Genomic DNA, 10,416 nt, shown 5'->3' with positions numbered 1-10,416 from the left:
CTTACCGATTCGGGATTCAGATCATGCTTTCTCGCTGTATGACTAAAGTTGCCCCCTTGCAGGGCCTCCTCAACTACCTTCATTTTGTACGCTTCACTTTGTCTTTTTCTCCTCATTATCCCTCACCTCATCCATATACATAGTGTACTATGGATTCCAATTCGGACTCCAATGGAATTAGGGGGCTAAAGAGATCCTACTTCTAACATCACCCTTCACCTTTCACCCTTCACCCGTCACACGTCACTAATACCCCTCGAACGGTAACCCAACTATCTAATCTCAGCTCCCGAACCACCAACAAGGAAACCACCCAACCCCGAACTACACAATTAAAACATTTTACATATCATGTTTTATCGCTTAGGCTTTTTCGTGAACCCCAAAGATGTGTAACATCCTGTTATTTTTGTCATAATAAACATTATTCCCGCGAATTTAACGCCGTGCAGAAGGGAAGATGTCGAATCTTCTACTAATTGTCACGCTGATCGCCTTGACTCGTTCAAACCGCCTTATATATAATTACTACATAATTTGAGGGAGGCTCGGTAATGACTAAGCAAAATGAAATCATCGTTGTTCTGGATTTTGGAGGACAATACAACCAACTGATAGCGCGCCGTATTCGTGATTTGGGCGTATACAGCGAGCTGTTGCCTTACAACACGTCGGTAGAACGGATCCGCGAATTGCAGCCGAAGGGCATTGTATTCTCGGGAGGACCGGCCAGCGTTTATGAAGAAAATTCACCAATGGTAGACCCGGCTATTTATGATCTGAACATTCCAATTTTCGGTATTTGCTACGGCATGCAGCTTATGTCGCATCAGCTTAATGGTAAAGTTGAGCGCGCAGGCAAACGTGAGTACGGCAAAGCCGAGGTTGAATTTGTGGAAGGCTCCCGCATCGGCTTTGGCTTGGACAAAGTCCAATCCGTTTGGATGAGCCACGGCGACCATGTTGTTGAGCTGCCTGCTGGCTTCCAAGTGGATGCAAGCACGGAGCATGCTCCTGTTGCGGCAATGAGCAACCCGGATCGCGAGTTCTATGCGGTTCAATTCCATCCGGAGGTTCGTCACTCTGAATTCGGTAATGAAATGATTCGCAACTTCCTCTACAATATTTGCGATTGCGACGGCACTTGGACGATGGAATCGTTTATTGAGGATGCCATTCGCGACATCCGTAACGAAGTTGGCGACAAAAAGGTGCTATGTGCGCTCTCCGGCGGCGTAGATTCTTCCGTTGTAGCGATTCTGCTTCACAAAGCGATCGGCGATCAGCTTACTTGTATGTTTATCGACCACGGCATGCTGCGCAAAGGCGAAGCCGAGGGCGTAATGGATACTTTCGTAGGCAAATTCGATATGAAGGTTCTCAAAATCGATGCGCAGGAGCGTTTCCTAGGCAAGCTTAAAGGCGTAGAAGACCCTGAGCAAAAACGTAAAATTATCGGTAACGAATTTATTTATGTGTTCCAAGAAGAGTCGGATAAATTGGATGACTTTGAATTTTTGGCACAAGGTACGCTTTACACGGATATCGTTGAGAGCGGTACGGCTACGGCGCAAACGATCAAATCTCACCACAACGTTGGCGGCTTGCCAGAGGATATCAAATTTAAGCTTGTTGAGCCACTTAAAGCGCTGTTCAAGGATGAGGTTCGTAAAGTCGGCGAAGAATGCGGACTGCCAGAAGCAATCGTATGGCGTCAACCATTCCCAGGTCCAGGTCTTGCCATTCGTGTCCTAGGTGAAGTAACGGAGGACAAGCTTTTGATTGTCCGCGAATCCGATGCGATTTTGCGTGATGAAATTGCGAAAGCAGGCCTTGACCGTGAAATTTGGCAATACTTCACTGCGCTTCCAAACATGAAGAGCGTAGGCGTTATGGGCGATGCGCGTACGTATTCGTACACTGTGGGCATCCGCGCGGTTACTTCCATCGACGGCATGACTGCAGACTGGGCACGTATTCCTTGGGATGTGCTCGAAAAAATCTCCGTTCGTATCGTAAACGAAGTAGACAACGTTAACCGTATCGTCTATGACGTTACGTCGAAACCGCCTGCTACGATCGAGTGGGAATAGCATTAACGAGAAAAAACCGCTGAGACATGTCTCAGCGGTTTTTTTTTGGCAACAGGAGTTAGATCATAACCCCAAATAATCAGTAACGAACGTTAAAACAAGAAAAAATGCCATCAACGAGCCGATCCCATAGGCCTGCTTTATTGCTTTTGATTTCTTCTCTATTTTCTCAGTCTTCTTTGCTCTTGCAATGACGGATCGAAAGTACAAAATAGCTCCTATCAGAACCAGTACAATCTCCGCAGCGGCGCTTATGGCCGGAAATTGCCATAGCTGGAATCCAAGCAGCGGCAGGTCTCCCCAGTTTCCAGGAAAAAACGGCATATCGCTTCGATGCACAACCAAATCGATAAGCCAGTGGCTAAAGGTAAGCGATCCTATGACAATTGCGCTTCGCATATTCCAAATGCGCCATGCGATGAAGCAGGCGATAGCCGATCTAAGCAGCGCACCGACGAGGGAGTGCGTATAGTCAGCATGGATAATGGTTTTGCCGTATCCGCCATCGCCAATCGGCTCGAGTGATTCTACGCCGGAGAGCAGCAGCGAGATAAAGACAATATCCATTAGCTGCGTGCTCGCCATTAGCGCCCATAAGGGAACCTGCGGTTCCATCGCTTTTACAGCAGCTGCAAGTCCAAAATGTCCGGCAAACATCTATTGTTCCCCCTTCGGTAGTATTCGCGCATCAAGCCAGCCGCACAAAGCAGCGAACAAGAAAATAAACAATAAAAAGGTCATTGTTTTTTCCTGCTTTCCTGAAGCTGAGCATTAAAGCCAAGCAGCAATGACTCAAAGGCAACGTGAAAGGTGTTTGATAGTCGGGTCATTATCGAATCGACAGTCTCCTCCGACAATGTATAGGTGCCGACGATGCCGCGCAGCATATAGAAATAAATGCGTGAGAAGCTAAGGAGCTGCTCGCCTTCTGTCAAATTAAGATTGGTTTTTAAAACCTGCACAATAATATTTAACATTTGATTGCGCATGCGATTAATCTCAAGCTCAGGCTCTGCTTCGTCCACCCGTACGGATTTTACTTCGAACAAAATAGCATACATGCTGCGGTTTTCGAGGCAAAATCGAATAAACTGCTCGCTTAACCGCTGCAGCTTCTCGTCGGAGGTCAAAAAACCATCGACAACTAGAGCGTCCAGCTTAACCTTAAGCTGCTGCAAGGGCTGCATCGAGAGAGCGTGAAGGAGAGCTTCCTTATCCTGAAAATAAATATAGATCGCCGTATGGGAACAACCTGCCTCTTTGGCGATTTCCCTTATCGTAACGGACTCGTAGCCGCGTTCTCCGAACAGCTTCTCGGCCGCCGCGATGATGGAGCGTTTGGTTTCTTCTGATCGCAATTCTTTTTTTGCGGCGATGGGTTAACCCTCCTTTTCGTTGTATAACCAATGGTTAGTAACCGTTGGTTATACAATATTACCACTTACATATGTTGTCAATAATCAACATCTGCTATAATTCAAATTAAGCACACGTTTACGAAGTAGGTTTGCATTCGCAAAACTAAGCACATGCTTACGAAGTAGGTTTGCTTCAGCAAACCTTTAAGGAGAAATATAATGAAGCTATTCCCTTCCATCAGCAAAGACCTTATCGAGCTGCCGCAGGCTTTTCCGATTATCATCTCGCAATCCGAGGGGGTTAATCCTACCTTTCAAAGGCTGCACTGGCATATGGCGCTTGAAATAAACTACATAAAAAAGGGCAGAGGCTATTATTTAATTAACGGGAGCCGTTATGACTTTCAGCAAGGCGATATCGTTCTCATTCGTTCCAATGACCTGCACCGTGCATTCGAATCAGAGGAGCTGGTGATGAATGTGATTATGTTTGACTCCGCCTACCTCGCCCTAGAGCAGCGTTATGACGCGGAGCTGCTTATCCCTTTTCGCGATACAGGCATGCGGTTTGATAAGGTGCTTGATCGGACCCATCCGATGCTTGGGCTACTGGGCGATATCATTTCGGATATGGCAGCCGAATTCGAGCGTAAGGAACCGCATTTTGAGGTGGTCGTTCGGGCAAGGCTCATGCAGTTTCTTGCGTTTGTTAATCGTTATTTTTCGAAAAACAATGAAACCGGAACACCCTATGCACGAGGGATGGAAACGATTCGAGGGGTACTGCATGATATCGAGGCTGACATTTCTTATCCTTGGACGCTAAAGGAGCTGGCAGAGGCAGCTCATCTCAGTCCCTCTCGTTTTAGCACGCTGTTTGTTCAGGTTGTCGGAACCTCGCCAATGGATTATTTAATTCAACTGCGGCTGTCGCATGCAGCTCACCTGCTCGAGTCTTCGGACAAAAAGATTATAGAAGTGGCAGCAGAATGTGGATTTCGTAATTTGTCTAACTTTAATCGGCTGTTTAAGCAGCATGTAGGCAAGCTGCCTTCCGAGCTGCGTGAGTAGATAAAATAGTAAGATAGTATCATAACATCGTTCTTTTTCATTAGAAGAGCGATGTTTTTTATTTTAAAATAGAAGAAAGTATAAATGATAGTTAACATACGAAAGTAAAAAACTAGGAGCGTGACCGAATTGATTTTCCTTGGGGTAGATGCAGGAGGCACCAAGACGCATGCCCTGCTTGTTGACGAGAATGGTCAGGTACTAGGCAGAGGGCATGGTGGGAATGGCAACCACCAAACGGCGTATGAAGGAGCAAAGACGAGCATTGATACGGCTTGCAATCAGGCTCTTCAAGAAGCTGGCGTATCAAAGGATCAAGTGACCTTCGCTTATTTCGGACTAGCCGGAGCGGATCGCGAGCCTGACTACGTTATTTTACGACCGATGATTGCTTCGCTAGGCTTTGAAAAACATGATATCGCATGCGATACGATGATCGGTATGCGCGCGGGTACCCATCAATCGTATGGCGCGGTTATTATCAGCGGCACCGGCTTTAACGCTGCAGCCCGCAACAAGCAAGGCGAAGAGCTTCAATATGGCGGCTTTGGATATATGTTCGGAGATGGACTCGGCTCGGGTACCGATCTAGCCATCCATGCTTTCCGCAGTGCGATCCGTGCTTGGGAGGGCAGAGAGCAAGCGACTCTGCTTACTGAGCTGGTTCCGCAGCGGCTTGGGTATGAAACCATTCAACACATGTACGACGACGCCTTGGAAAACGGCAAGCGTCCTCCCCATTCGCTTGCTAAGGTTATGTTTGAGGCAGCAGAGCAGGGCGATGCAGTAGCTATCCGCATTTTGGAAGAGGCGGGCCGTGAGCATGCGAATGCGGTCAATGCGCTCATCAAGCGCCTTGGCATGGAGCAAGAAAAGTTTGATGTCGTACTAACCGGCAGCGTGCTGTCGCGCGGAAGCTCTCCACATATGGTTAACGCCATTAACGAGGCCGTCGTTGCGGTTGCCCCTCATGCCAAAACAGTCAAGCTGACGGTTGACCCGGTAGTAGGTGCAGTCATGAGTGCGATGGATAGCAGCGGTATGGTCATCAGCGAAGAAGTTGACGCAGCACTTAGAAAAATTACTCTTTAAACCAATAGAACACTCACTCCAAAATGAACACCGTGCATGCAATCATCATTTTTAAAACATTGAGGGAGGCTCATTCAAAATGTCCAAAAAACCACTTAAAGTTGCTGTCATCGGCGGCGGTTCCTCTTACACCCCTGAAATCGTAGAAGGTTTCATCAAAAAGTACGACGAGATGCCTATTCGCGAGTTATGGCTCGTTGATATCGAAGAAGGCCGACATAAGCTGGCGATCGTAGGCGAGCTTGCAAAACGGATGGTGGAGAAGGCGGGTCTGCCGATCGAAGTGAAATTGACGCTTGACCGCCGCGAAGCAATTGCCGGAGCAGACTTTGTTACGACTCAAATGCGGGTTGGTTTGCTTGAAGCAAGAAAACGTGATGAGCATATTCCGATCTCCCATGGTGTGATCGGACAAGAAACGACAGGTCCTGGCGGTATGTTCAAAGCGCTTCGCACTGTGCCGGTTATTCTGGACATCTGTAAAGATATCGAAGAGCTGGCGCCAAATGCTTGGATGCTTAACTTTACGAATCCTGCTGGTATCGTGACGGAAGCGGTACAGAAATACAGCAAAGTAAAAACAGTTGGCCTATGTAATTCGCCTATCAACTTCCAAAAGTTTCTTGCTAAAGAGTACGGCGTAAGCGAGAGCGACGTATTGCCGGAATTTGTGGGCATCAACCATCTTCACTGGGTGACGGCTGCTTACGTAAACGGCGAGGATAAGCTGCAGGAGATGATCGGCGGCGGTCGTGATTATTCCGCTACGAACGTAACGGCTTTTGACTGGGATGCGGATTTCCTAAGCTCGCTTGGCGCACTGCCAACGTATTACCTCCGTTATTTCTACATGACGGATGCTATGCTTGCGGATATGAAGCAGTCAATGGAGAAAAACGGCACGCGTGCAGAAGTGGTTAGCCGGGTTGAAGCGGAATTGTTTGAGCTGTACAAGGACGTTAACCTAAATGAGAAGCCGAAGCAGCTTGAGCAGCGCGGCGGAGCTTATTACTCCGAGGCGGCTGTTAACTTGATGCACGCTTTGTATACGGACAAGCGGGATATTCAGACGCTTAACGTAAGAAACGGCAACATTATCGATTTCTTGCCAGAGGATGCCAGCATCGAGGTCAACTGTGTCGTAACGGCGCAAGGTCCGATTCCAATGCCGTTGCAGCGTGTTCCGGAACAAATTAAAGGACTCATGCATGCAGTTAAAACGTACGAGGCATTGACGATCGAAGCGGCAATTAGCGGAGATAGAGGCATCGCGCTGCAAGCGTTGGTGCATCATCCGCTCGTTCCAAGCGTCTCAGTGGCGAAGGCGCTGCTTGAGGAGATGCTTGAAGCGAACAAAGCGTATCTGCCAAACTTTTTCAAAAATGAATAAAAGCTGCTGCGATTAGGCGAAGCGAAGCAAATAGGAAGGCCAGGATTAATGATCCTGTCCTTCCTATTTGCTTTTTTTTAGTTTGTTTCACAGAAGAGCGTACATACAATATTTTTCATTGACAACGGCGTGAAACGATTATAAGATAACTGATGTTAATGATTATGATAATTATTATCAATGAACTGATAATGGTTTTCACAAAATGAAGGCAAGCATTGGTTTTGATAAATAGGGGGTAATAGGAAATGAGTAAACGTTTAATGGGTTTGATCATGGTCATTGCAGTCATGCTAGTCGCAGCAGGCTGCGGAGCGAACAACACGAGCAATAAAGCAGCAGCCGGCGAGACAAGCGGAAATGCAGGCGAGACTAACGCGAGCGCTGAAACGGCTAACGGCCCGATCATCCTTAAGGATGCGAAAGGTGAATTCAAGCTGGATAAACCGGCTCTAAAGGTAGTCGTCTTGGAATGGACGTTTACAGAAGACATGGTCGCGCTTGGCATGCAGCCGATCGGTAACGCTGACAATGAAGGCTATAAGCAGTGGGTCACTTCTGAAGCCCCTTTGGATGCGTCTGTGACGGATGTCGGCTTCCGGCATGAGCCGAATTTAGAGACGATCGCTTCCCTGAAGCCCGATTTGATTATTGCGAATACGGATAGCCATGAGGCGATTTACGATCAGCTGAAAGGAATCGCGCCAACGCTGATATTCAGCCTATACCCGGTTGAGGGCGGAGGCGACCAATATACGCAGATGATCGATATTTTCAAAACAATCGCTGCAGCGGTTGGCAAGACGACTGAAGGAGACAAAGTGCTCTCCGATTTGGATCAGCATTATACAGATGCAAAAGCTAAGCTGGCAGCAGCAGGCAAGGAAGGCTTGAACTATGTGCTGACCCAAGCATTCAGCTATCAAAACGCGGCGACGATGCGCTTGTTCATGGATAACTCCTTGGCGGTTCAGACGCTTGATCGCATCGGTCTCAAAAACGATTGGAAGCCGGAGCCTTTTGAGCTATATGGCTTTACCACATCAACAGTTGAAGCATTGCCTGCGGTAAAGGATACCAACCTCATTTATATCGTTCAGAAAGATGACGATATTTTTTCGAATGGATTAAAAGATAATTCGATATGGAACGGCCTGAATTTCGTCAAGGAAAAACGCACTTATGCGCTGGACGGCTCTACTTGGGTGTTCGGCGGCCCGATCTCCTCTAAAGTGATCGTGGATCAAGTCGTTAATGCATTAACAAAATGAGCGCCATGACGAAGGTTCAAAACAAAGAGGCTAACGCGGGTATGTTTTGGCGATTGATTGGTATTTTTGGGGGCGGCCTTGCCGCCCTTTTCGTTCTATCCTTGCTAAGCCTATGCTTCGGCGAAGCAAAGATTCCGGCAGCAACCGTGTTTGACGGTTTAATGCATAGGCAAGATGTGATGGAGCATAATCTGCTGTGGGATATTCGGATGCCGCGCACCGTAATTGGCATTATTGCCGGCGCTGCCCTTGCGGCGGCAGGCGCTTTGCTGCAGACGATAACGAGAAATCCGCTCGCTGCATCCGACACGCTTGGCATTAATGCGGGCGCTTATTTTATGGTTGCGCTGGGCACGGTTGCTTTTCCTGCGCTGCAAAATGAATTTCCCTTTGTACTAGCGGCAGTTGGCGGCTTCCTCGCGGCTCTCGCCGCCTATTTCCTTGGAGGCGGCCGAACGGCTACCCCTGTCCGGCTAGCCTTATCCGGTATGATTGTCTCTATGGTGCTCGGCGCCTTCACATCGGCCATTCATATTTTCAAGCAAACCGAAACGCAATCTTTGTTTTTATGGGGTTCTGGCACCTTGATACAGCTCGATTGGAGCGGTGTCGAGTATGCTTGGCCTTTTATTGCGGCTTTGCTAGTTATTGCGATAGCTGCCGGTCGGCAATTCGATGCGCTTGAGCTTGATGAATCGACTGCTCGCTCGCTAGGGCAACGCGTCGGCTTAACTCGCGCAGCAGGACTCGGGCTGTCTGTGTTTCTGGCAGCTATCGTCGTCAGCGTAGTTGGGCCAATCGGCTTTGTCGGGCTCGTAGCGCCGCATCTCGTAAGGCTTAGCGGCATTCGCAAGCACCGTTTGCTCATTCCAGCAAGCGCGCTTTGGGGCGCGCTGCTGATTACAGCGGCGGATTTGCTCGCGCGCATGATACGCAGCAGCCTTGGAGAGATGCCGGTTGGCGCGGTCATGGCGATCATCGGCGCACCTTGGCTTATTTGGCTGGTGCTAAGCAAAATGAAGCATATCTCAGGTTCAGGCACGGGACATTCCTCGATGAGCATCGGCGGAGCAGCGCTGCGATTGCGCTTTGGTCCGGCTGCAATTTTCATGACGGTATTGTTAATCGTGATTATCCTAGTCAGCCTCTCGCTTGGCGGCACTAAAATTCCGATTGCCGAGCTCCTTGGCAGTCTCGTAGGTGCTGGGGATTCGTCTTATTCCGTTCTTTTAAATCTACGACTTCCCCGCACGCTCGTTGCAGCAGGAGGAGGCATTGCTTTAGCGATCAGCGGCGTTCTCATTCAAAGCGCTGTTCGTAATCCGCTTGCGGACGCTTCTATTATCGGGGTAACCTCGGGTGCGGGCTTTGGCGCGCTTGTTGTGCTTGTCGCTTGGCCGACACTTCCGATTTTTGCGCTCCCGATTGCAGCGATAGCTGGCGGAGTCATCGCCGCCGCTTTTGTCTTTTTCCTAGCGTGGCGCAAAGCGCTGAATCCATCTGTTCTTATTTTGCTGGGCATTGCTGTCTCGGCAGTCGGCTCAGCCGGGATCCAGGCGATGATCGTAAAGGCTAGCCTTTGGAGCAGCACGGCTTTTGTCTGGTTAACAGGAACAACTTACGGACGGGGCTGGCCCCAATTTAACAGCATATTTATTTTTCTGCTTATTCTTGTGCCAACTGCTTATTATCTAGGAAGAAAATTTGATCTGTTGGCGTTTGGCGACGAGAGTTCAACGGGCTTCGGCTTACCGGTCCGGGGAACGAGGCTGTGGTCGATGATTATCGGCGTGCTGCTGGCTGCCGGCGCGGTTGCGAGCGTAGGAACGATTGGGTTTCTTGGTTTAATGGCGCCGCATGCGGTACGCATGATGATCGGACATCATACAAGACGGTCCATTGTATTATCAGGATTGCTAGGCGGGATTTTGCTTGTAGCAGCGGATACGCTTGGTAGAACGGTGGTGGCGCCGAAGGAAATTCCCTCCGGACTAATCATTATGCTAATTGGAGCGCCTTACTTTTTATTTCTGATGTATCGTTCAATGGTCAAAAAGGGGTAATTTGAACGAAAATTATGGATAGATACGAATAATGAAGTTATTTATTGCCATTAATGTTCGTTAAAAGTTGTTGACAAA

8 protein-coding genes are annotated in these 10,416 nt (G+C 48.6%); 6 read left to right on the top strand and 2 right to left on the bottom strand.

The genetic code is table 11. The annotated features are described in order from the left end of the window. Positions 1-554: 554 nt before the first annotated feature. A complete protein-coding gene (gene guaA, locus ADU23_RS04815; protein WP_053372707.1) occupies positions 555-2,093 on the top strand; it encodes a glutamine-hydrolyzing GMP synthase in 1,539 nt (512 codons plus the stop codon). Positions 2,094-2,156: 63 nt separating this feature from the next. Here guaA and ADU23_RS04810 read toward each other — a convergent pair whose 3' ends face one another. Next, on the bottom strand, positions 2,157-2,750 hold the full coding sequence (locus ADU23_RS04810; RefSeq protein ID WP_053372706.1) for a metal-dependent hydrolase: 594 nt from the start codon (positions 2,748-2,750) through the stop codon (positions 2,157-2,159). Positions 2,751-2,830: 80 nt separating this feature from the next. Further along, complete coding sequence (locus tag ADU23_RS04805) at positions 2,831-3,451, bottom strand: TetR/AcrR family transcriptional regulator (RefSeq protein WP_231637312.1); 621 nt, start codon at positions 3,449-3,451, stop codon at positions 2,831-2,833. Positions 3,452-3,670: 219 nt separating this feature from the next. Between ADU23_RS04805 and ADU23_RS04800 the strand changes: the two genes are divergently transcribed. The 5 genes from ADU23_RS04800 to ADU23_RS04780 all read left to right on the top strand — a co-directional run bounded on the left by ADU23_RS04800 (position 3,671) and on the right by ADU23_RS04780 (position 10,338). After that, positions 3,671-4,522 (top strand): AraC family transcriptional regulator, encoded by an 852-nt coding sequence (locus ADU23_RS04800; RefSeq protein ID WP_053372704.1) that lies wholly within the window; start codon positions 3,671-3,673, stop codon positions 4,520-4,522. 120 nt (positions 4,523-4,642) lie between these two features. Then, positions 4,643-5,614 (top strand): N-acetylglucosamine kinase, encoded by a 972-nt coding sequence (locus ADU23_RS04795; protein WP_231637311.1) that lies wholly within the window; start codon positions 4,643-4,645, stop codon positions 5,612-5,614. Between the two features lie 79 nt (positions 5,615-5,693). Beyond that, positions 5,694-7,004 carry a 6-phospho-beta-glucosidase gene (locus tag ADU23_RS04790; protein ID WP_053372702.1) on the top strand — a complete coding sequence of 437 codons (1,311 nt, stop codon included), beginning with the start codon at positions 5,694-5,696 and terminating at the stop codon, positions 7,002-7,004. Positions 7,005-7,252: 248 nt separating this feature from the next. Continuing rightward, positions 7,253-8,275, top strand: coding sequence for an ABC transporter substrate-binding protein (locus ADU23_RS04785; RefSeq protein ID WP_053372701.1), 1,023 nt, complete (start codon positions 7,253-7,255; stop codon positions 8,273-8,275). A gap of 41 nt (positions 8,276-8,316) precedes the next feature. Continuing rightward, complete coding sequence (locus tag ADU23_RS04780) at positions 8,317-10,338, top strand: iron ABC transporter permease (protein WP_231637310.1); 2,022 nt, start codon at positions 8,317-8,319, stop codon at positions 10,336-10,338. Positions 10,339-10,416: the final 78 nt, after the last annotated feature.

The sequence above is a fragment of the Paenibacillus sp. FJAT-27812 genome (assembly GCF_001273905.1).
Lineage (GTDB): Bacteria > Bacillota > Bacilli > Paenibacillales > Paenibacillaceae > Pristimantibacillus.
This window is presented reverse-complemented; position numbering and strand designations above follow the sequence as displayed.

Excerpts from the sequence above, each read along its gene's own strand:
- guaA (WP_053372707.1), top strand. The coding sequence starts at position 555 with ATGACTAAGCAAAATGAAATCATCGTTGTTCTGGATTTTGGAGGACAA.
- ADU23_RS04810 (WP_053372706.1), bottom strand. The coding sequence starts at position 2,750 with ATGTTTGCCGGACATTTTGGACTTGCAGCTGCTGTAAAAGCGATGGAA.
- ADU23_RS04800 (WP_053372704.1), top strand. The coding sequence starts at position 3,671 with ATGAAGCTATTCCCTTCCATCAGCAAAGACCTTATCGAGCTGCCGCAG.
- ADU23_RS04790 (WP_053372702.1), top strand. The coding sequence starts at position 5,694 with ATGTCCAAAAAACCACTTAAAGTTGCTGTCATCGGCGGCGGTTCCTCT.
- ADU23_RS04785 (WP_053372701.1), top strand. The coding sequence starts at position 7,253 with ATGAGTAAACGTTTAATGGGTTTGATCATGGTCATTGCAGTCATGCTA.
- ADU23_RS04780 (WP_231637310.1), top strand. The coding sequence starts at position 8,317 with ATGTTTTGGCGATTGATTGGTATTTTTGGGGGCGGCCTTGCCGCCCTT.